Source organism: Nocardia sp. NPDC049935 (assembly GCF_055586645.1).
In genome coordinates this window covers 611,634-631,937 of sequence record NZ_JBVJHV010000003.1, presented here as the reverse complement: position 1 = coordinate 631,937, position 20,304 = coordinate 611,634, and the positions used below count along the sequence as shown (strand labels likewise).

General features: G+C 69.4%; 19 protein-coding genes. 13 read left to right on the top strand and 6 right to left on the bottom strand.

The window, feature by feature from the left end; all coding sequences use genetic code 11:
- Positions 1–43 precede the first annotated feature (43 nt).
- From ACZ6SF_RS15855 to tsaD, 5 genes are all read left to right on the top strand, one after another.
- Positions 44–1,063 (top strand): alpha/beta fold hydrolase, encoded by a 1,020-nt coding sequence (locus ACZ6SF_RS15855; RefSeq protein ID WP_466063008.1) that lies wholly within the window; start codon positions 44–46, stop codon positions 1,061–1,063.
- Positions 1,056–1,523 carry a tRNA (adenosine(37)-N6)-threonylcarbamoyltransferase complex ATPase subunit type 1 TsaE gene (tsaE, locus tag ACZ6SF_RS15850; protein ID WP_466062821.1) on the top strand — a complete coding sequence of 156 codons (468 nt, stop codon included), beginning with the start codon at positions 1,056–1,058 and terminating at the stop codon, positions 1,521–1,523. The genes ACZ6SF_RS15855 and tsaE overlap by 8 nt, the downstream gene beginning before the upstream one ends.
- Before the next feature lie 85 nt (positions 1,524–1,608).
- Entirely contained in the window at positions 1,609–2,316 is a 708-nt protein-coding gene (tsaB, locus tag ACZ6SF_RS15845; protein WP_466062820.1) for a tRNA (adenosine(37)-N6)-threonylcarbamoyltransferase complex dimerization subunit type 1 TsaB, read from the top strand.
- Positions 2,313–2,828 carry a ribosomal protein S18-alanine N-acetyltransferase gene (rimI, locus tag ACZ6SF_RS15840; RefSeq protein ID WP_466062819.1) on the top strand — a complete coding sequence of 172 codons (516 nt, stop codon included), beginning with the start codon at positions 2,313–2,315 and terminating at the stop codon, positions 2,826–2,828. Before tsaB ends, rimI begins: the two co-directional genes overlap by 4 nt.
- The gene (gene tsaD / locus ACZ6SF_RS15835; RefSeq protein WP_466062818.1) at positions 2,825–3,868 is read left to right on the top strand and encodes a tRNA (adenosine(37)-N6)-threonylcarbamoyltransferase complex transferase subunit TsaD; all 1,044 of its coding nucleotides are present in this window, start codon (positions 2,825–2,827) and stop codon (positions 3,866–3,868) included. The genes rimI and tsaD overlap by 4 nt, the downstream gene beginning before the upstream one ends.
- A gap of 16 nt (positions 3,869–3,884) precedes the next feature.
- On the opposite strand, the gene ACZ6SF_RS15830 is transcribed toward tsaD, so the two are convergent.
- Positions 3,885–5,438 (bottom strand): DUF7159 family protein, encoded by a 1,554-nt coding sequence (locus ACZ6SF_RS15830; protein ID WP_466062817.1) that lies wholly within the window; start codon positions 5,436–5,438, stop codon positions 3,885–3,887.
- Positions 5,439–5,940: 502 nt separating this feature from the next.
- On the opposite strand from ACZ6SF_RS15830, the gene groES reads away from it, so the two are divergent.
- Both groES and groL read left to right on the top strand, forming a co-directional pair.
- Entirely contained in the window at positions 5,941–6,243 is a 303-nt protein-coding gene (gene groES, locus ACZ6SF_RS15825; protein ID WP_030522227.1) for a co-chaperone GroES, read from the top strand.
- Between the two features lie 103 nt (positions 6,244–6,346).
- Complete coding sequence (groL, locus tag ACZ6SF_RS15820) at positions 6,347–7,954, top strand: chaperonin GroEL (RefSeq protein ID WP_466062816.1); 1,608 nt, start codon at positions 6,347–6,349, stop codon at positions 7,952–7,954.
- 52 nt (positions 7,955–8,006) lie between these two features.
- Here the strand turns inward: groL and ACZ6SF_RS15815 are convergent, their stop codons facing one another.
- The gene (locus ACZ6SF_RS15815) at positions 8,007–8,615 is read right to left on the bottom strand and encodes a sigma-70 family RNA polymerase sigma factor (RefSeq protein WP_466062815.1); all 609 of its coding nucleotides are present in this window, start codon (positions 8,613–8,615) and stop codon (positions 8,007–8,009) included.
- Between the two features lie 95 nt (positions 8,616–8,710).
- On the bottom strand, positions 8,711–9,004 hold the full coding sequence (locus tag ACZ6SF_RS15810) for a WhiB family transcriptional regulator (RefSeq protein WP_357427507.1): 294 nt from the start codon (positions 9,002–9,004) through the stop codon (positions 8,711–8,713).
- Between the two features lie 643 nt (positions 9,005–9,647).
- Between ACZ6SF_RS15810 and ACZ6SF_RS15805 the strand changes: the two genes are divergently transcribed.
- The 3 genes from ACZ6SF_RS15805 to ACZ6SF_RS15795 all read left to right on the top strand — a co-directional run bounded on the left by ACZ6SF_RS15805 (position 9,648) and on the right by ACZ6SF_RS15795 (position 12,441).
- On the top strand, positions 9,648–10,544 hold the full coding sequence (locus ACZ6SF_RS15805) for a hypothetical protein (RefSeq protein ID WP_466062814.1): 897 nt from the start codon (positions 9,648–9,650) through the stop codon (positions 10,542–10,544).
- A 126-nt stretch (positions 10,545–10,670) separates the two neighbouring features.
- On the top strand, positions 10,671–11,249 hold the full coding sequence (locus ACZ6SF_RS15800) for a sigma-70 family RNA polymerase sigma factor (protein WP_450000385.1): 579 nt from the start codon (positions 10,671–10,673) through the stop codon (positions 11,247–11,249).
- Positions 11,242–12,441, top strand: coding sequence for an anti-sigma-D factor RsdA (locus tag ACZ6SF_RS15795; protein ID WP_466062812.1), 1,200 nt, complete (start codon positions 11,242–11,244; stop codon positions 12,439–12,441). The genes ACZ6SF_RS15800 and ACZ6SF_RS15795 overlap by 8 nt, the downstream gene beginning before the upstream one ends.
- Before the next feature lie 226 nt (positions 12,442–12,667).
- Here ACZ6SF_RS15795 and ACZ6SF_RS15790 read toward each other — a convergent pair whose 3' ends face one another.
- Complete coding sequence (locus ACZ6SF_RS15790; protein WP_030522220.1) at positions 12,668–13,081, bottom strand: DUF5319 domain-containing protein; 414 nt, start codon at positions 13,079–13,081, stop codon at positions 12,668–12,670.
- A 268-nt stretch (positions 13,082–13,349) separates the two neighbouring features.
- Here ACZ6SF_RS15790 and guaB point away from each other — a divergent pair, with 268 nt between their 5' ends.
- From guaB to guaA, 3 genes are all read left to right on the top strand, one after another.
- Entirely contained in the window at positions 13,350–14,888 is a 1,539-nt protein-coding gene (gene guaB, locus ACZ6SF_RS15785; protein ID WP_466062811.1) for an IMP dehydrogenase, read from the top strand.
- A 396-nt stretch (positions 14,889–15,284) separates the two neighbouring features.
- Positions 15,285–16,463, top strand: coding sequence for a GuaB3 family IMP dehydrogenase-related protein (locus ACZ6SF_RS15780; RefSeq protein WP_466062810.1), 1,179 nt, complete (start codon positions 15,285–15,287; stop codon positions 16,461–16,463).
- A gap of 276 nt (positions 16,464–16,739) precedes the next feature.
- Positions 16,740–18,317 (top strand): glutamine-hydrolyzing GMP synthase, encoded by a 1,578-nt coding sequence (gene guaA, locus ACZ6SF_RS15775; RefSeq protein ID WP_466062809.1) that lies wholly within the window; start codon positions 16,740–16,742, stop codon positions 18,315–18,317.
- Positions 18,318–18,379: 62 nt separating this feature from the next.
- Here guaA and ACZ6SF_RS15770 read toward each other — a convergent pair whose 3' ends face one another.
- Positions 18,380–18,634: a hypothetical protein gene (locus tag ACZ6SF_RS15770; RefSeq protein ID WP_466062808.1), complete on the bottom strand. Its 255-nt coding sequence runs from the start codon at positions 18,632–18,634 to the stop codon at positions 18,380–18,382.
- A complete protein-coding gene (locus ACZ6SF_RS15765) occupies positions 18,627–20,198 on the bottom strand; it encodes a PspC domain-containing protein (RefSeq protein WP_466062807.1) in 1,572 nt (523 codons plus the stop codon). The genes ACZ6SF_RS15770 and ACZ6SF_RS15765 overlap by 8 nt, the downstream gene beginning before the upstream one ends.
- Positions 20,199–20,304: the final 106 nt, after the last annotated feature.

Sequence of the window (20,304 nt, the reverse complement as noted above, 5' to 3'; positions counted from 1 at the left end):
ACTGTTGCGCGGCGGACTGGCCACGGCCGGTGTCGTCGGGGCCATGGCCGGGGCGCACGCGCTGCGCCGGGCCGGTGCGAAGGTGTTGTGGCCGCCGGTCCGGGACGAATACCGGGACGAGAACTTCGCGCTGATCGATCTCGACCGCGCCGGTGAGGTGATCGCCGACGACGGTGTGTGCCTGGCCACCCGCGAGTGGGGTTCGGCCGATGCCGATGCCACCGTGGTTTTCGTGCACGGCTTCTGCAACAGTATGGAGTCCTTCCACTTCCAGCGCCGTCACCTGGCGCAACGCTGGGGGTCGCGGTTGCGGCTGCTGATGTTCGATCTCCGCGGGCACGGGCGTTCGGGAACACCGCAGACCGAGAGCTGCACCGTCGACCAGCTCGGCCGCGATCTGCTGACGGTGATCGATGCCCGCGCGCCGCGCGGTCCGCTGATCCTGGTCGGGCATTCGCTGGGCGGGATGGCGGTATTGGCCGCGGCCGCGCACGCCGGCGGACTGTTCGCGCAGCGGGTGCGGGCGGTCGCCCTGCTGTCCACCGCGGCCGCCGAGGTGAGTTCCGCGGGTATCGGGCAGTTGCTGCGCAACCCGGCGATCGACGGTTTCCGGCTGGCCGTGCATACCGCGCCCGCGCTGGTGCAGGCCGGACGGGTGACGGCCCGGCACCTCATCACGCCGATCCTGCACGTGAGCTCGTTCCACGGACCCGTGAGTCCCACACTGTCCCGTTTCGCCACCATGATGATCGACCGCACGCCGGTCGAATCGGTGGTGAAGTTCCTGAAGGCGATCGAACTCCACGATGAGGCCGCGGCCCTGCCGGTGCTGCGCGATATCCCGACGCTGGTCGTCGGCGGTACCCGGGACCTGGTGATTCCGTTCCGCAATTCGCGTGCCCTGAAACGCGAACTGGGTGACTGCGAACTCGTGCGGATCACCGAATGCGCGCATATGCCGCAACTGCAGTACCCCGAACAGACCAACGCCGCCCTGGATCGGCTACTGGTGCGTGCGGGAGTGTTCGGCGAGGACGATCTGTCGGAGGCGACCGGTGGCTGAACGCGGTGAACGCGAACTGCCCACCGTCGCCGATACCGAGACGCTGGGACGCGAACTGGCCGCGACGCTGGCCGCGGGCGATCTGGTGGTGCTCGACGGGCCGCTGGGCGCGGGGAAGACCGCGCTCACCCGCGGTATCGCCGCCGGACTCGGGGTCGGCGGCCGGGTCAGCTCGCCGACGTTCGTGATCGCGCGCCGGCATCCGCCGGGTGCGCGGGCGGGCGGACCGCCGGTGCCGCTGGTGCATGTCGACGCCTATCGGCTCGGGGGCAGCCTGGACGAACTCGACGCGCTGGACCTGGATACCGAACTCGACGACGCGGTCGTGGTGGTGGAGTGGGGCAGCGGGGTCGTGGAGCGTCTGGCGGGCCGGCATCTGCTGGTGCGGATGTCGCGCGAACCGGAATCCGAAGTGCGCCGGGCGTCTTGGGAATGGGTGCATACCGGCCCCGGCGAATAGCGTGCGCGGCGCGCCGGTGACCACCGGCCGGGCGCCGTGCGCCGTCACCGTGTGGGGCAGGTCACCCGGTATCGTTGACCAGATCATGCTTGCACTTGCTGTCGACACCGCGACGCCTGCCGTCACGGCGGGGCTGGTCGAACTGGAGCAGGTGGCCGCCGGTGCGTCCGCGCCGGACGCCGCTCACCCGCGCACGCTCGCCGCCCGGGTACTCGTCGATGCCCGCGCCCACGCCGAGGCGCTCACCCCGCTGATCCTGGAATGCCTGGCCGAAGCCGGGGCCGCCCGCGCCGATATCGCGGCGGTGGTCGCCGGTATCGGCCCGGGACCGTTCACCGGCCTGCGGGTCGGGATGGCGACCGCGGCCGCGTTCGGTGACGCGCTGGGGATCCCGGTGTACGGAGTGTGCAGCCTGGATGCCGTCGCGGCCGAGTGCGCGGCCCGGCTCGGCGCCGACGACGAACTACTGGTCGTCACCGACGCCCGGCGCCGCGAGGTGTACTCCGCGCGGTACCGCGACCGCGGTGCGCACCGCACCGCCGGCCCCGAGGTGGGAAAACCGGCCGATCTGGATCCCGCCGGGGCGACGGTGATCGCCGGATCCCCGGACCACACCCCGCTGTTCGACCTGCCCGCACTGGACGTGCGGACGCCCTCGCCCGCCGGGCTGGTCCGCGTGGCCGCGCCGGCGCTGCTGTCCGGCGCGGCGCCCGAACCTCTGGTTCCGCTGTACCTGCGCCGGCCCGACGCGGTCGAACGCAGCTACCGCACCCTCGACCGGATGGGAGCATGACGTTGGGTATTCGCATCGAACCCATGGCGCCGGCCGATATCGACGGGTGCGTGGAGCTGGAGCAACTCCTGTTCCCCGAGGACGATCCGTGGCAGGCGGTGGCGTTCCGGTCCGAACTCGCGGCCCGGTACAACCGCTACATCACCGCCCGCGACGACGCCGGGAACATGGTGGGCTACGCGGGTATCGCGCTGCTCGGTGACGCCGAACACCCAGAGGCCGAGGTGCACACCATCGGCGTCGATCCGACGTGCCATCGCGCCGGTATCGGCACCGTGTTGCTGGAGGCGCTGCTGGCCGAGGCGGGGCGCCGCGGTGGTCCGGTATTCCTGGAAGTGCGCACCGACAACGCCGCCGCGATCGCGCTGTACGCCAAACACGGATTCCATATCATCGGATTGCGCAAGAACTACTACCACCCCAGCGGCGCCGACGCCTATACGATGCGCCGGCCCGCGCTCGCCGATACGGCCGCCGGGTTCACCCGCACCCCCGACGAGGTGCTGTCGTGATCGTTATGGGAATCGAGAGTTCCTGTGACGAGACCGGCGTCGGAATCGTCCGCCGTCACCCCGACGGCACCTGTGAACTCCTGGCCGACGAGGTCGCCTCCAGCGTGGCCGAACACGCCCGGTTCGGTGGCGTGGTGCCCGAGATCGCCTCGCGCGCCCATCTCGAGGCGATCGTGCCCGCTATGCGGCGCGCGCTGGCCACCGCCGGTATCACCGCCCCCGACGCGTTGGCCGTGACGATCGGGCCCGGGCTCGCCGGCGCGCTGCTGGTCGGTGTCGCGGCCGCGAAAGCGTATGCGGCGGCCTGGGATATCCCCTTCTACGCTCTGAATCATCTGGGCGGGCACGTCGCGGTGGATACGCTCGAACACGGTCCTATGCCGCCCTGCGTGGCGCTACTGGTCTCCGGCGGGCACACCCATCTGCTGCAGGTGCGCGATCTGTCGGAGCCGCTGGTCGAACTCGGCAGCACCGTCGACGACGCGGCCGGCGAAGCGTTCGACAAGGTGGCCCGGCTACTGGACCTCGGCTATCCCGGCGGCCCCGCCCTCGATGCGGCCGCGAGAAGCGGAGATCCGGCGGCGATCGCCTTCCCGCGCGGTATGACCGGCGCGCGCGATCCGCGCTACGACTTCTCCTTCTCGGGCCTGAAAACCGCGGTGGCTCGGTACGTCGAGGGGCAGCACCGGCAGGGTGTGGCGACCGAACAGTTGCCGATCGCGGATATCGCGGCCTCGTTCCAGGAGGCGGTCGCGGATGTACTCACGATGAAAGCGGTGCGCGCCGCCCGGGACGTCGGCGTGGACACCCTCGTGCTCGGTGGCGGGGCCACCGCGAACACCCGGATCCGCTCGCTGGCCGAAGAGCGCTGCGCCGCGGCCGGTCTGACGCTGCGCATCCCGAAACCGCGGCTGTGCACCGATAACGGGGTGATGATCGCGGCGCTGGGAGCCCATGTGATCGGCGGCGGGGCCGCGCCGTCACCGCTGTCGGTGGCGTCGGATCCGGGGCTACCGGTCTCGGTCAGCCAGGTGGGTTGAACGCCGGCCGGCAGGCCTATCCCGCGGAACCCGATCCCGGCAACCGCGGCGGCGCGGGCACCGGGGGCGTGATCTGAATGGTGGTCTCGGTGCTCTGCGAACCACCACCGGGCGGCGGCGCGTCGGAGGTGGAGGGAGCGTCCGTGGTGGGCGATTCCTCGGACGGCTGCGGTGCCAGGATCCCGGGACCCAGCCCCTCCGGGAAGGGGATCGGCGGCAGGTTCGGATCCGGCCGCAGGGTCGGCTGCGAGGGCTCCGGGCCGGCCTGGGCGGAGCCGGTGGTGGTCGTGGTCGGCGCGGTGGTCGTCGTCGACTCGCTGTGTGTGTAGGGAGGTTCCGTGGGCTCCGCCATGTACGGGGCCTCGTCGGTCGGCTCGGTGGTCTCGTCGACCGGTTGCTGCGGAACCTCCTGCACCGTGGTCGGTGCCACGGTGGTGGTGGGCGCGGCGGTGGTGGTGGGCGGCACCTGCGCACTGCTGGTGGTGCCCGCGGGGGAGACCTCCTCGTCGGAACTCGGGGCGATGGTGTTCACCCCGTAGCCGACGATCAGGCCCACCACCACGATGGCTCCCGCCACCGTGCCGAACGCCTTGAGCAGCGTATTTCCCGACTTCTCCGGGGTGAGCGCACCGATCGGCGCGTTGGATCGCGCGGTATCGGCCAGTAGCGCGGCGCCCTTGGCGATCACCGCGTCGGGATCCGGCACGGTCAGTACGGGCAGATCGAGTTCGGTCCGCAGCGTTTCCAGGACCGCCGGGATATTCGCGCCGCCGCCGATCACCACGACGGCCTCCGGCGCACGGTCGGCCATACCGAAGGTCATGGTGGCGAAGCGGGTCAGTTCGCGCATCAGCCGGGCCGTGAGCAGTTCGAAATCCGGACGGGTGAGTTTCAGCGGGCGACCGGCGATATGGTCGACCGTCACCGCCTGGGCGACCGACAGATGTTCCTTGGCGGTCCGCGCCCGGTTCACCAGCACGCTGCGGTTGGGCCGGGTGCCGCGTTTGGCGTAGTGCTGATCGAGCAGATGCCGGTAGAGCAGATCGTCGATCGCGCGGCCGCTGACGCCGGTGGACCGCGCGCTGTGCAGCACCCGGCCGTCGGCCGGTTCGGCGACCGAGACGGTACAGCCGGAGGCGCCCAGATCGATCACGGCGACCGTGGCGTAGCGGTCGAGCAGGCCGGTATCGCGCAGGAAGGTGAGCGCGGCGGTGGTCTCCGGAACCAGTTGCGGCTGCCGGTGCTTGCCGGTGGCCAGCCGGATGGCGTGCGCCTGCTCCTTGCTGCGGTAGGCGACCGCGACCCCGGTGGGCGGGCGGTCGGCCACCACGTCGAGACCGGAGGTGCGGGCGGCGGGGACCTGTGTGCCGAAGATCGCCTCGTGCTGGTGGGAGGCGGGTAGCTGGGTGGTCATCAGCTCGATCGAGGAGGCGACCAGATCGCCCAGATCGGAATGTGCCTCGGCCGAGACGACCCGGTAGTCGAAACGCCGCGCCCCGTTGGCCGCGGTGGTCACCAGCGCGGAGCACACCACTTCGTCGCCGGCGGAGATGCCGAGCGATGTGCGCATATTCCCTTCACCTCCCTTCGAGCGGAACCCGGCTCGCTGTGCGGGCTACCCCGGACATGCCGAAAGTTGTTCGCGAAGCCGCCGCCGTCTGCGGTGAGCGGGGGCTTCACGAACAACCATCACACATGGTGTCACGATCTGTTATCCGAACGTTACAGAGTTCGAGAATTATTGGGAAGCCCTCTTTCCTCTGGTCTACCCGGGGATCCGTGATCTCAACCCGCTCACCAGCGGGCACGGTTCGTGGCGTGTTCGTGACAACACAATCGACTCGTCACGAATCTTCGCGGTATTGGCACCGCCCGGCCTTGAGCGCTGGCACTCGCATGTATAGAGTGCTAGCTGGCACCGATTGTTGCCCGGTGCCAGGCTTGACTACTGAGCAGGCGGTCCCGGCACCCGCGACGACGGGGCTTTGCGCAGGGTCAGCATCGTGACCGAATCGACGGTCCGGGACAACAGTTCCGGACGACCGTTATCCCCTGAAAGTGGAGGGCTCAACGTGGCGAGCGTGAACATCAAGCCGCTCGAGGACAAGATCCTCGTCCAGGCCAACGAGGCCGAGACGACGACCGCCTCCGGCCTGGTCATCCCCGATACGGCCAAGGAGAAGCCGCAGGAAGGCACCGTTGTCGCCGTCGGCCCCGGCCGGTGGGACGACGAAGGTGAGAAGCGCATCCCGCTGGATGTCCAGGAGGGCGACACCGTCATCTACAGCAAGTACGGCGGTACCGAGATCAAGTACCAGGGTGAGGAATACCTGATCCTGTCCGCGCGCGACGTGCTGGCCGTCGTCGGCAAGTAATTCGACTGCCGCGCATGCGTTCCGCCCCGGTGTCGAACATCCGACCCGGGGCGGAGTGCGTTGTGTCACATTCGAAGCGCACCAGATACAGGAGCGAAGACATATGGCAAAGCAGATCCAGTTCGACGAGAAGGCTCGCCGGGCGCTGGAGCGCGGTGTCGACAAACTCGCCGACGCGGTCAAGGTCACCCTGGGGCCGCGCGGCCGGCATGTGGTGCTGGCCAAATCGTTCGGCGGGCCGACCGTCACCAACGACGGTGTCACCATCGCGCGTGATATCGATCTCGACGATCCTTTCGAGAATCTCGGCGCGCAGCTCGTCAAGAGCGTCGCCACCAAGACCAACGACGTCGCCGGTGACGGCACCACCACTGCCACCGTGCTGGCGCAGGCCATGGTGCGTGGAGGCCTGAAGAACATCGCCGCGGGCGCCAACCCGATCGCGATCGGCGCCGGTCTGGCCCAGGCGGCCGACGCGGTCTCCGAGGCGCTGCTGGCGGCGGCCACCCCGGTCTCCGGTGAGCAGGCCATCGCCCAGGTCGCCACCGTGTCCTCGCGCGACGAGGTCATCGGCGAAATGGTCGCCAAGGCGCTGACCACCGTCGGCGAGGACGGCGTGGTCACCGTGGAGGAATCCTCCACCCTGGATACCGAATTGGTCGTCACCGAAGGCGTCCAGTTCGACAAGGGTTACCTGTCGCCGTACTTCATCACCGACGGTGACAGCCAGGAAGCGGTTTTCGAGGATGCGCAGATCCTGCTGCACCGCGAGAAGATCAGCTCCCTGCCCGACCTGCTGCCGCTGCTGGAGAAGATCGCCGAATCCGGTAAGCCGGTTCTGATCATCGCCGAGGACATCGAGGGTGAGGCGCTGTCCACCCTGGTCGTGAACTCGATCCGCAAGACCCTGAAGGCCGTCGCGGTCAAGGCGCCGTTCTTCGGTGACCGCCGCAAGGCGTTCCTCGACGATCTGGCCGTCGTCACCGCCGGAACGGTCGTCAACCCGGATCTCGGGATCAACCTGCGCGAAGCCGGCCTCGAGGTACTGGGTTCGGCCCGGCGCGTCGTGGTCACCAAGGACACCACCACCATCATCGACGGTGGGGGCACCAAGGACGATATCGCCGCGCGCAGCGCCCAGCTGCGCCGCGAGATCGAGGCCACCGATTCCGATTGGGACCGGGAGAAGCTGGAAGAGCGGCTGGCCAAGCTGGCCGGCGGTGTCGCGGTGATCCGCGTCGGCGCGGCCACCGAAACCGCGCTCAAGGAACGCAAGTACCGGGTCGAGGACGCGGTCAGCGCTGCCAAGGCCGCGATCGAAGAGGGCATCGTCGCCGGTGGCGGGTCGGCTCTGGTCCAGGCGGGCGCGCGGCTCGACGGGCTGATCGCCGGACTGTCGGGCGACGAGGCCGTCGGTGCGGAGGTGCTGCGTGGTGCGCTGCGGGCGCCGCTGTTCTGGATCGCCAGCAATGCCGGTGTGGACGGCTCCGTGGTCGTGAGCAAGGTCGCCGAGGGTGCGGCGGGCTTCAACGCCGCGACCCTGAGCTACGGCGATCTCCTGGCCGACGGCGTCGTGGATCCGGTCAAGGTGACCCGCTCCGCGGTGATCAACGCCGCGTCGGTGGCGCGGATGGTGCTCACCACCGAAAGCGCCGTGGTGGACAAGCCCGCCGAGGAAGAAGACGACCACGGGCACGGCCACGCCCACTGACCGCAGGCCGTGACCCCGGATTCGCGGGGCAAAGAGAACGGGCCGTTCACATTCAACCCGGAATGTGAACGGCCCGTTCTCTCATCGGCCGCCGGTCGGTGATCGAGGGCGGCGCGCCCATACTCTTCTTCAAGCGGGTCAGACCGTCTCTGATGCGCGATTTCACGGTCGGCAGCCCGATATCGAGCTGACGCGCCACTTCGGCGTAGGTGCGCCCGTCGTAGTACGCCAGCGAAATCGCCTCCCGCTGCGTCTCGGTGAGGGAGCGCAGGCCCACGACCACGGCCTGGTGGTCGAGGATGCGCTCGACCTCCTCGATGACCTCGTCGTACTCGTGTCCGAGTATCCGGGCCCCGTAGGCGATCTCACGCTGGGTATGCGCCTGTTCGGCGCGTACCCGGTCGACGGCGCGCCGATGGGCCAGGGTCATCAGCCAGGTCACCGCCGATCCCCGGCCGGGATCGAAATTCGCCGCTGTCCGCCATGTCTGCAGGTAGACCTCCTGGGTGGTCTCCTCCGCGAACCCGGGATCCTGTAGCACGCGCAGCACCAGACCGAAGACCCTGCTGCGGGTCCGGTCGTAGAACTCGGCGAACGCTTCGGCATCCGAATGGCCGCAGCGCTGTAACAGCGCTGAGAGCTCGATACTCTCCTGTGTCATCGGTCATAACAATAACGCCAAGCTATGACCGAGAGTGCATGCGGCCCCGGGGAAATTGTGGTGTCGTGCCCGCGGGCCGGAAGTGGCCGGGGAGGCTACACCGCCATCCGGCGGCGGTTGCGGCGGGCGTGCATCTCACGCTCGGTTTCCGACATACCGCCCCAGATGCCGTAGGGCTCACTGACCTTCAGCGCATGCGACCGGCACTGCATGAGCACCGGGCAGGTCCGGCAGATCTCCTTCGCGCGCATCTCACGGGCGGCCCTGGCTCTGCCGCGTTCGCCGTCGGGATGGAAGAACACCGCCGAGTCCACACCCCGGCAGGAACCGCGCATCTGCCAGTCCCAGACATCGGCGTTCGGTCCGGGAAGGTGGGTGGGCATGGGCATGGGTTGAACTCCTCGTAGACGCGAGCTCGTCGGCATTGTCGAGCGAGTGATGGGTCAACTTATTTCGTGGTACCCGGCATTCGCGTGAACACCGGAGCCACATGCGTCGGCCATGGTGCACCGTTGCCGTCGGTGCCGGAGATTTCATCCGGCGCCTTCCGTGGCGATGAGTTACGTTAGGGGCCCCAGGGAAATTCCGTCAATAGTTCGACGCTCTGATTTGTCGTATATTTTGCGCTGAGAATTTAACCTCGTGGACTGTTTACTTCCGCTAATCGCGCGGCGATACTGTGTGGTTGCCCCCGGCCGCGTCCTCGCCATCGTCGGTGCTAGTCGGCATTTTCGCAGGTAGCCGCGATGGTCCCGGCGGCCGGATCGGTCCGGACCGAATTTTCACCGGAGAACGCGGACCGCCCTGCTGATCTCGATACGATCACAGATGGCCTGCGGGCGGCGTGCAGGTTAATTATCCGAAACGGCGACGAATTCGATGCAGATGTGCTCATGGATTGATCGGATGAGTTTAACCTGATAGAAACACGCTCGATTCGAAAAATGCTGGAAGATAGCTGGCCCTGTGGATCGCCGGTGGGTGCGGCGGATATTTCCGGTAGCTCCGTTCGGCGGCCGGTACAGTGCACCGGTGTCCGTCGCTGTTTCCCGCCCCGAGATCTCCGCCACCACCGCGGCCGACGCCGCGTTCGGCGCGTCCCCCGGCGGGTCCGCTGCCGAGTTGCGGGAGCCTGCCGACGGTCTCGAACTGTGGTGGCGCGCCGTGGCCCTGGGCGGCACGGGGCATTACGCCGCCGCGCGCACGGCCCTGCGGAGGCTCCGGACCGCGACCACCGATCCCGTTCTGCTCTCCTTGACGGCCTCCACCGCGGGGTCGCTACGGCGTCAGCTCGGCCGGCACGCGGACGCCGCCCACGAGGACGGGCGCGCGGCCGTCCTGGTCCTGCCCGGACTCTCCGCCCGCCACGACGATGTGCCCGGCCCTGCTCGCGGTGACGGATACCGCGGTGTTCCCGATCGCCTCGACGCCGCCGCCGACGCGCTGACCGGTCTGGCGGCCGATGCGCTGGGTATCGGCCGCACGCCGCTGGCGGCCCGGCTGCTCGACCGCTGCGCCGCCTTGCTCGATACCGACCCGGGCGCCGAGCGGCCCCGGGCCCGGGTCCGCCTGCACTGGGTGCGGGCCGAGACCGCGCTCGCCGAGGGGCGCGCCGCCGAGGCGCTGCCCGCCGCCGAGGCCGCGCTCGACCTGGCGGCGCGCGGACCGTCGCTGCGACATGAGGTGAAGTCACGGCTGCTGGTCGCCGCCGCGGCCGGCGCGGCGGGGGATCTCGCGCGTGCCGCGGCGCTGGCCGGAGAGGTCGACGCGCAATGCGCGCGGGCGGGTCTGGTGCCGTTGCGCTGGGCCTGCGCGATGTTGCGGACCGGTCTCCCGGATAACGACCGCGACACGGCCGCGCGCGACGCTGCCGCGTGTCACGCCCTGATCGCGCAGCGTGGCGGTCGATTTCGCGATGCCGGACGGTAAGCCAGGTTCCACCGTCTCGACCCGCGCCCCGGGCAGTGTCCTATTGTTGATCCCGTTCCGCTGGACCGGCGGAAGCACCGGTCAGCACTGACCGTGCCACTTGTAACGCCAGGAAAATCGCTGACGATGACGCATACGGGCGAAGAGTTGGACCGCGCCGTCGCCGCCGCTGCGCAGGGCGACAGGTCCGCTTTAGCTCAGGTACTGGAAATGGTCCGCCCGCTGGTGATGCGCTATTGCCGCGCGCGGATCGGTGCCGCGGAGCGTGGACAACTCTCCGCGGACGATGTCGCGCAGGAGGTCTGTCTAGCGGTCATGACCGCGCTACCCAGGTATCAGGACCAGGGCAGACCGTTCATGGCATTCGTCTACGGAATCGCTTCGCACAAGGTCGCCGACGCCCATCGCAACGCCTCCCGTAACAAGGCGGAAGCGATGGCCGAAGTACCAGATGTCATATCCACCGACCACGGGCCGGAGCAGAGAGCTCTCGAATCGGAAACCAGCCGGCAGATGAACACTCTGCTGGCCACGTTGCCGGAAAAGCATCGGGAGATCCTGATCCTGCGCTTGGTCATGGGTATGTCGGCAGAAGAAACCGCAACCGCCGTGGGCAGTACGGCGGGGGCGATACGGGTTGCCCAGCACAGGGCGCTCGCAAAATTGAAGGCACAAGTGGCGAGGGCAGGTGAAATGTATGGCTAGGGATGGCGGGCGCGGTCGGGGCGACAAATGGGCGCGGCGTGCATCGCGGAACACCGATCCCTACGCCGAGGGCTCCGGTGCCGGTTCCGAACCGGTCGATATCGTCGCGGTCCGTCATGACGACGAACTGATCGACGCTATCGCCCGTGGCGGTCCCATACCCACCGAGAGCACCGAGGAACTCCAGCTGGCGACACTGCTGGCGGATTGGCGGGCCGAGATCGTGGCCCCGCCGTTACCGGACGCGCCCGATCTCGACACCGTGGTCGCGGCAGTGAACCAGGAGATCGGCGCCCGGCAGGCACGGATCGGCGCGCAATCCGGCGGGCGTCTGCGCCTGCTGCGCCCGATAGCCACCACCGCGGCGGCGCTGGCGTTGGTGTTCGGCGGCCTCTCGGCGTTCTCCTACCAGGCAGAACCCGGCGACGCGCTGTGGCGCGTCAAAGAGGTGGTCTTCAGCGAGCAGGCGCAGAGCACCGTGGTGCAGTACGCGGACGACAATCTGGCCGCCGCGCAGACGCTGCTCGAACAGGGCAAGCCCGAGCAGGCGCGGGCCCGGCTGGAACAGGCTTCGGCCAACGCCACCCAGGTCAACGACCCGGTCAAGCGCAACGAACTGGTCGAGCGGTGGAACCAGCTCTTCGAGGTGGTCCGTGAGAAGGCGCCCGATATCGCGGCGCAACTCGAGCAGTCGATACCGGCTCCCGATCCGGCCGCGCCGATCGAGCCGTCGGCCCCCGGTGGCCCGGCCGCTCCCGGCGACAGCACCCAGCGGCCCGGTAACACGGTGACCACCACCCCCGGCGGCGGAAGTCAGCTCCCGATGGATCTCCCGGGTTCGCCCGGTGGCTCCCCGGGTGGTGACCGGCCGGTCGCACCCGATACCGGTGCACCCGAGCGTCCCGGGCCAGGCCCCGACGCCGGCAAGCCGGATACCGGAGCGCCGGATACCCCCGCGCCCGACACCTCGGTGCCCGGTGGCGGCTCGGCCGACACCACCGCACCGGACGCTCCCGGCCCGACCACCCCGGCCGGGCCCGGAGCGGACTCGGTGGAGCCGCCCACTATGGCGCCGTCCACGGTCAGTTCCCCCGGACCGGTCGAACCGCCCGCCCCGCAGCTACCGCAGACCGGGGTGCCCTCGATCCCGCAGATCCTGCCCAGCACTGTTCCGGGAGTCACTCCCAACTGAGCCCGGTGCCGGCGACAACAGAAGACGAAAAAACCGATCGCGTCGCGATCGGCTTTTCATGAGTGGCCATCCATCCGTGGATGGCCACTCATCGTCGGTGGTGCGGGATGTGCGGTGTGCGAGTGACGGTGTGCTCGATGGTTGCGGGTGGGGTTATCCGGACATACGAAAACGGATCGGCCGTCTCGTGGCGGCCGATCGGGGCCGGTGGAGACCGGCGCCGGACTCAGCTGTCGAAAGCGTCGAACCCGTCGCCGTGGAATGCCTCGTTCATCGAGGCATCGGCGTAACCACGGCAATAATCCCAGGTGACGTACGCTTCCGGAGTCGGGTCGTAGGCGGGCTCGTGCGGGCGAACCGTGCCGTCGACCAGTAGCTGTAGGAGATTGGCGCGCAGCATGTCCCAGTCGTGATAGTGATCCTGCCGACAGTCCTCGCAGCTCACCACCAGCCCGCGGATACCGCGGTGGGCCAGTAGCGCCTCGTAGACTGCGAGATCGGCGAGATCCTCTTCGACCGCAAGGCGCTCATGAGGATCCAGCGGTTCCCCCGGCTCGATGGCATCGAGCGCGGCGGACGGGTCGGCGGGGTCTCCGGCGAACGGATCCGGCGGCAAGCCAGGTGGTAGATGGTCACGCACATCCCCACGGTACGCAGAACAGGGTGGTCTGCGCCAGCCGTCCGCGCCGTCAGTTTGCACTGTCGCCCGTCGATCGATCGGCACCGCCCTCAGTTGATCCGCGGTCCAGGGGGACCGATACCATGGTGTCAGGCGCCGACGAGCTCCCGATCACCCGGCCACCCGCCGGAAGAATCGAGCCGGCGTCGTGAGCCAATCCCAGTAACAGTTCGCTATCGGATCGCCGTACCCCGATAGCGCCGCCGACGTCCAGGAGGGGTCGATCCGAATGAGTAATCCCGTACCGGGCGAGCGTGCCGTCCGCCCTCATACGGGTGGTGACGATCCGGACAAGATCGCCATGCTCGGCCTCACCTTCGACGATGTCCTGCTGCTGCCCGCCGCCTCGGACCTGATTCCGAGCGCGGTCGAGACGACGAGTCAGCTGACACGCGAGATCCGGCTGCGCACCCCGCTGGTCAGTTCCGCCATGGATACCGTCACCGAAGCCCGGATGGCGATCGCCATGGCCCGGGCCGGCGGTATGGGCGTCCTGCACCGCAATCTTTCCGTGGCCGATCAGGCGGGCCAGGTGGAGACCGTCAAGCGGTCCGAGGCCGGGATGGTCACCGATCCGGTGACCTGCCGCCCCACCGATACGCTCGCCGAGGTCGACGCCATGTGCGCCCGCTTCCGTATCTCCGGGTTGCCGGTGGTGGACGAGAAGGGCGCGCTGGTCGGGATCATCACCAACCGCGATATGCGTTTCGAGGTCGATCAGGATCGGCGTGTCGCCGATGTGATGACCAAGGCGCCGCTGATCACCGCCCAGGAGGGCGTGACCGCGGAGGCCGCGCTGGGGCTGCTGCGCCGCCACAAGGTCGAGAAGCTGCCGATCGTCGACGGCGAGGGCCGGTTGCGCGGGCTGATCACGGTCAAGGACTTCGTGAAGACCGATCAGTTCCCCGACGCCACCAAGGACCGTGACGGCCGGCTGCTGGTGGGCGCCGCGGTCGGCGTCGGCGACGACGCGTGGTCGCGTGCCATGACCCTGGCCGACGCCGGCGCCGATGTGCTCGTGGTGGACACCGCGCACGGGCATCAGCGGCAGGTGCTCAGCATGGTGAGCAAGGTCAAGGCCGAGGTCGGCGACCGTATCCAGGTCATCGGCGGCAATATCGCCACGCGCGCCGGCGCCGCCGCCCTGGTCGAGGCGGGCGCCGACGCGGTGAAGGTCGGGGTCGGCCCCGGCTCCATCTGCACCACCCGGGTGGTCGCCGGAGTCGGCGCCCCGCAGATCACCGCGATCCTGGAGGCCGTCGCCGCCTGCGGGCCCGCCGGTGTCCCGGTGATCGCCGACGGTGGCATCCAGTTCTCCGGTGATATCGCCAAGGCGATCGCCGCGGGCGCCTCCACCGTGATGCTCGGCTCACTGCTGGCCGGTACCGCCGAATCGCCCGGCGAGCTGATCCTGGTCGGCGGTAAACAGTTCAAGAGCTACCGCGGTATGGGTTCCCTCGGTGCGATGCAGGGCCGCGGCCAGGCGAAGTCGTTCTCCAAGGACCGCTACTTCCAGGACGATGTGCTGGCCGAGGACAAACTGGTGCCCGAGGGCATCGAGGGCCGGGTCCCGTTCCGCGGACCGGTGAGCCTGGTGATCCACCAGCTGGTCGGCGGTCTGCGGGCCGCCATGGGCTATACGGGCGCGCACACCATCGCGGGCCTGCAGGACGCCCAGTTCGTCCAGATCACCGCGGCGGGTCTGAAGGAGAGCCACCCCCACGACATCACCATGACCGTGGAGGCCCCCAACTACACCGGCCGGTAGCCGGCGAAGGGCGCGCCCGCCGGTTCTCCGGCGGGCAGACCGCCACCCCCGGCCCAGAGCGCCGAGCTGCCTCGCGATACCCGGGCGGTAGCCGGTCGGCAGGCGACCACCCAGAGCGAGGTCTCCGCGTGAGCGAATACCCGGCCTCCCGCTCGGTCGTCCGAATCGACCCGCGGCCCGGTGTGTAAAGTTTACTGGCGAAATGCGCTTCACCAGCTGAAACGCAAGAGCCACCGGTGCCGAGTCTTACGAGGCCCACACAGGGTTCGGCCCGCGCCTGCTGTCGGCACTCGAAGCGCATGTGGCGAAGCCACGAGTCTCGAGTGCCGACAGCAGGCGCTCAGGAGGGCCGAACCTCGAGCAGCGGAGCTGCTCCAATGACACAGGAGTTATTTCGTGCGCGATATGGTCGAGATCGGGATGGGTAGGACGGCTCGCCGGACCTACGAACTGGACGATGTCGATATCGTTCCCTCGCGCCGCACCCGGTCGGCGAGTCAGGTATCGCTGTCCTGGCAGCTCGACGCCTACCGTTTCGATATCCCGTTCCTCACCCATCCCACCGATGCGCTGGTCTCCCCGGAGTTCGCCGTCGAGGTGGGCCGGCTCGGCGGGCTCGGCGTCATCAACGGTGAGGGACTGTGGGCGCGGCACTCCGATGTCGCGGCCAAGATCGATCAGCTGCTCGAACTCGCCGACAAGGGCAGCTATCAGCGCGCGGTGGCCTTCCTGCAGGAACTGCACGCCGCGCCCATGCAGCCGGATCTGCTCGCCGCCGCGGTCGCCCAGGTGCGCGCCGCCGGTGTCACCGTGGCGGTGCGGGTGAGCCCGCAGAACGCGCAGGCGCTCACGCCCGGCCTGGTGCAGGCGGGTATCGACCTGCTGGTCGTGCAGGGCACCATCATCTCCGCCGAGCACGTGAACGCGGGTGAACCGCTGAATCTCAAGACCTTCATCGCCGAACTCGATGTGCCGGTCGTCGCGGGCGGCGTCAGTGATCACCGCACGGCGCTGCATCTGATGCGCACGGGCGCGGCCGGGGTGATCGTCGGCTACGGCTCCCAGCCCGGCGCCACCACCACCGGTGAGGTGCTGGGTATCGGGGTGCCGATGGCCACGGCCATCGCCGACGCCGCGGCGGCGCGGCGGGACTATCTCGACGAGACCGGCGGCCGCTACGTCCACGTGATCGCGGACGGCGATATCAACTCCTCCGGTCAGCTGGCCAAGGCGATCGCCTGCGGAGCCGACGCCGCCATGCTCGGCGCGCCGCTGGCCCTGTCCGCCGAGGCACCCGGTCGCGGCTGGTACTGGCCCTCGGCGGCGGCGCACCCCTCGGTTCCGCGCGGGTCGCTGCTGTCGCTGGACCAGCCGTGGGATCTGGCCGACGAACTGGGCCTGGGCCCGGCCCCCGCGGCGACGGTCCGGCCGAGCCTCGAACAGGTCCTCACGGGTCCGTCCGACGACCCCTTCGGTTCGCTGAACCTGGTCGGCGGGCTGCGCCGGTCGATGGCCAAGGCCGGTTACTCCGACCTGAAGGAATTCCAGAAGGTGGGCCTGAGCGTCCGCGCGTAATTGTTGTAATTTTGGAGCGGCTCCGCCGCTCGAGGGTGGGGCCCTGACATCCCGGTTCTTCACTCCCGGCGGTCGGTCGCTGCGCTCCCTCCCTCTGGTCGCTCCAGAACCGGGCGGGCCCCACCCCGGCGGAGGCGGCCGGCCGGGGTGGGGTGGGCATGCGCTTGGTCGCTCGTGAGTGGGCGGTGGGGTCGGTGCTGGACGGTTGGCGCCTGTGGATGGTGGGCGTACGGCGGGTGGGCAGGTCGGGGGCGTGGTTCGGGGCTTACTAGACTCATGCGGGTGACACACTCCCAGAGACCCGTTCTTGTCGTCGACTTCGGTGCGCAGTACGCGCAGCTGATCGCCCGCCGGGTCCGGGAGGCGAGCGTCTACTCCGAGGTGGTTCCGCATACCGCGACGGTGGCCGAGATCGCGGAGAAGAAGCCGCTGGCGGTGATCCTGTCCGGCGGCCCGGCCAGTGTGTACGCGGAGGGGGCGCCGGCGCTGGATCCCCGCCTGTTCGACCTCGATATCCCGGTGTTCGGTATCTGCTACGGGTTCCAGGCGATGGCTCGGGCGCTGGGAGGCACGGTCGCCCATACCGGCACCCGCGAGTACGGCCGGACCGAGCTGGATATCGACGGCGGTCTGCTGCACCAGGGGCTGCCGGGGCGGCAGCCGGTGTGGATGAGCCACGGCGACGCGGTGACCGATGCGCCGGAGGGGTTCGAGGTCACCGGTACGACCGTGGGCGCGCCGGTCGCGGCGTTCGAGAACCGGGCGCGCCGGCTGGCGGGTGTGCAGTACCACCCCGAGGTGTTGCATTCGCCGCACGGACAGCAGGTGCTGAGCCGGTTCCTGCACGAGATGGCGGGTATCGCGGCGGAGTGGACGCCGGCCAATATCGCCGACGCGATGGTCGAGCGGGTGCGGGAGCAGATCGGAGACGCGCACGCGATCTGCGGTCTCTCCGGTGGTGTGGACAGCGCGGTCGCGGGGGCGCTGGTGCAGCGGGCCATCGGCGATAAGCTCACCTGCGTTTTCGTCGACCACGGGTTGCTGCGGGCGGGTGAACGTGAGCAGGTGCAGCGGGATTTCGTGGCCGCCACCGGTGCCCGTCTGGTGACGGTGGACGCTGTGGACAAATTCCTCGGTGAGCTGAAGGGCGTCACCGATCCGGAAGAGAAGCGCAAGATCATCGGCCGGGAGTTCATCCGGTCCTTCGAGGACGCGGTGGGCGAGGTGGTCGGCGAACAGACCGCCGGGGAATCCGCGCCGGCGGTGGAGTTCCTGGTCCAGGGCACGCTGTACCCGGACGTGGTGGAGTCCGGCGGCGGTACCGGGACCGCCAACATCAAATCGCACCACAATGTGGGCGGCCTACCCGATGATCTCGAATTCGAGCTGGTCGAACCGTTGCGGTTGCTGTTCAAGGACGAGGTCCGCGCGGTCGGCCGGGAACTGGGGCTGCCGGAGGAGATCGTGGCCCGCCAGCCGTTCCCGGGGCCGGGTCTGGCGATCCGAATCATCGGTGAGGTCACCGAGGACCGGTTGCGCACCCTGCGGCAGGCCGACGCGATCGCGCGGGAGGAACTCACCGCGGCCGGGCTGGACGGGCAGATCTGGCAGTGCCCGGTGGTGCTGCTCGCCGATGTCCGCAGCGTGGGCGTCCAGGGCGACGGCCGCACCTACGGGCACCCGATCGTCTTGCGACCGGTGTCCAGCGAGGACGCGATGACCGCGGACTGGACGCGGCTGCCCTACGAGGTACTGGAACGGATCTCGACCCGGATCACCAACGAGGTCGCCGAGGTCAACCGGGTGGTGCTGGACGTGACGAGCAAACCCCCGGGCACCATCGAGTGGGAATGAGCGAACAGCGATGCGGCCGGCACCCCGAGGGTCCGGCCGCATCGCTGTTCGTCGCACTGAATTCAGCGGCGCTTCCTGGGTGAGATCACCAGCGCCAGGCCGGCCACGATCGCGCCGGCCACGAGGATCCAGCCCATCGGGATCATCGACGCGAAGCCCCAGTTGTCCGGGCCGGCCAGTGCCCAGACTCCCGCGAGGAGCGCGAGCAGACCGGCGATGAGCAGTCCGGGGGAGAATCGCCCGCGGGGCCCGTTCCCGGCGCACGGTGTCGCTCCGGTCTGTGCCCCCGGTTCCCGGTTCGTCTGTCGATCAGCCACGACGCACCTCCGCGTTTCCCATCCGGACCTGGACGTTCAAATCCAGCACCGGTGCGTCGCCGCCGGGGCCGGTGAGGCCGTCGGGGCAGGTCGCCTCACCCATCCGGACCGTGCAGTCGGTGCGTACGTTCATGTTCTCGGGTATAAGGACCACCGCCTCACCCATCTGCACCTCGATATCCACGGTCTTGTTGCCGGACAACTCGATACCGCGCAGATCGAGCGTGCCCGATCCCATGGTGACGGCGTATTCCGGCCGGACCTCCGCGGCCGAGGCCGGAGCCCAGGTGCGATCACCCATGGTGGGGTTGCCGAAATCGACCGGTCCGATCACCGCCGCCAGTACGACGAACGCCGCCAGCGGCGCGGTGACCACCAGGAGCCCGTGTCCCCGGCGCCGGAACGATCCGAGCACCAGACCCAGGCCGACCACCACCAGGGCGACGGCGGCTATCCGTCCGGGTGTCATCCAGTCCGCGCCGGCGATCCGCGCGGCGCCCGCGATCGCGGCCGCCAGAATGGCGAGCCCGAGCACCACCGGCGTGTAGCGGGACCGCGGGCGTTTGTCCACGGTGGTCGTGACGGTGCGGGCGGGTGCGGGTTCGGGCAGATCCCAGGCCAGCGGCGCGACACCCAGCGGGTCCCAGGAGGGCGGGGTGCGGGTGGGATGCGAGGCGCCGGGGTTGCCCGTCGCGCCGGACTTGTTCCTATCGATGGTCGTACCGCCCGTGGGCGCGCCGGGCGCCGGCCGAGGCGGGCCGGCGGCTTCGGGCTGCCCGGTGCCGCCGGACTCGGCGGCGGCCCGGGCGTCGGCGGGTGCCGAGGCCGGAGTCTCCGCGCGTGCCGCCGGATCCGTACCCGGTTTGTTCAGCTCGACCTTCCCGCCGGTCGCGGGTGCGGCGGATTTCGGCGCCGCCGTGCCGGTGGAACCGGGTGCCGGGTTCGCCGGAGTCTCGTCCGTGCCCGGGGCCGGCGAGTCCGGGACGTAGTGGTCGGGAAGGCGGGTGTAGGGGGTGTAGAGACCGCTGTCGTACGGGTACTGTTCGGCACCGCCCTGCGGGAACACCGCGCCGGGGTAGCCGGTGGTCCCGGGGCCGGCGAGCGGTTCGGGCGCCGGGGGGCCGGCGGGCAGCGGCGGCGGGACCGGGGCCCGCATATAGAGCATCCACCAGGCGGCCAGCATGAGCGCGAGTGAGATCACACCCGATCCGCCGAGACCGATCCCCACCGGGCCCATGGTGCTCACGGCGATGGCCAGGGCCACGATCAGCACGATCGTCTTCGTCTGACCGGGTGAACCGGGGCCCCGGCGGGTGAGTGATTCCGCCATCGAGGCGCGGTCGCCCGGTTCCGGGAAGAGCAACCATCCGATCAGGTACAGGACGATTCCGGCGCCGCCGAAGATCGTGGAGACGACGAACGCCACCCGCACCAGGACCGGGTCGATCCCGTACCGGTGCCCGAATCCGGCCGCGACTCCGGCGATCGGCCCGTGGCGGGGCAGCCGGGCCGGCCGTGTCTGCCACATCTGCTGGAGCTGATCCCCGAAGCTCGTTTTCGTCATGAGCCCATGGTCCGCCCGGGGTGGCCCGGCACACATCGGGGGGAACCCTGAAGTTGCTCCGGAAAAGTTCCCTACCACCGCCGATAGCGCCCGGTGACGCCGATAT

Bases quoted from the DNA above. Each gene is read 5' to 3' on its own strand.
- ACZ6SF_RS15855 (WP_466063008.1), top strand. From the start codon at position 44: ATGGCCGGGGCGCACGCGCTGCGCCGGGCCGGTGCGAAGGTGTTGTGG.
- tsaB (WP_466062820.1), top strand. From the start codon at position 1,609: ATGCTTGCACTTGCTGTCGACACCGCGACGCCTGCCGTCACGGCGGGG.
- rimI (WP_466062819.1), top strand. From the start codon at position 2,313: ATGACGTTGGGTATTCGCATCGAACCCATGGCGCCGGCCGATATCGAC.
- ACZ6SF_RS15830 (WP_466062817.1), bottom strand. From the start codon at position 5,438: ATGCGCACATCGCTCGGCATCTCCGCCGGCGACGAAGTGGTGTGCTCC.
- groL (WP_466062816.1), top strand. From the start codon at position 6,347: ATGGCAAAGCAGATCCAGTTCGACGAGAAGGCTCGCCGGGCGCTGGAG.
- ACZ6SF_RS15815 (WP_466062815.1), bottom strand. From the start codon at position 8,615: ATGACACAGGAGAGTATCGAGCTCTCAGCGCTGTTACAGCGCTGCGGC.
- ACZ6SF_RS15810 (WP_357427507.1), bottom strand. From the start codon at position 9,004: ATGCCCATGCCCACCCACCTTCCCGGACCGAACGCCGATGTCTGGGAC.
- ACZ6SF_RS15800 (WP_450000385.1), top strand. From the start codon at position 10,671: ATGACGCATACGGGCGAAGAGTTGGACCGCGCCGTCGCCGCCGCTGCG.
- ACZ6SF_RS15795 (WP_466062812.1), top strand. From the start codon at position 11,242: ATGGCTAGGGATGGCGGGCGCGGTCGGGGCGACAAATGGGCGCGGCGT.
- guaB (WP_466062811.1), top strand. From the start codon at position 13,350: ATGAGTAATCCCGTACCGGGCGAGCGTGCCGTCCGCCCTCATACGGGT.
- guaA (WP_466062809.1), top strand. From the start codon at position 16,740: ATGCGGGTGACACACTCCCAGAGACCCGTTCTTGTCGTCGACTTCGGT.
- ACZ6SF_RS15765 (WP_466062807.1), bottom strand. From the start codon at position 20,198: ATGACGAAAACGAGCTTCGGGGATCAGCTCCAGCAGATGTGGCAGACA.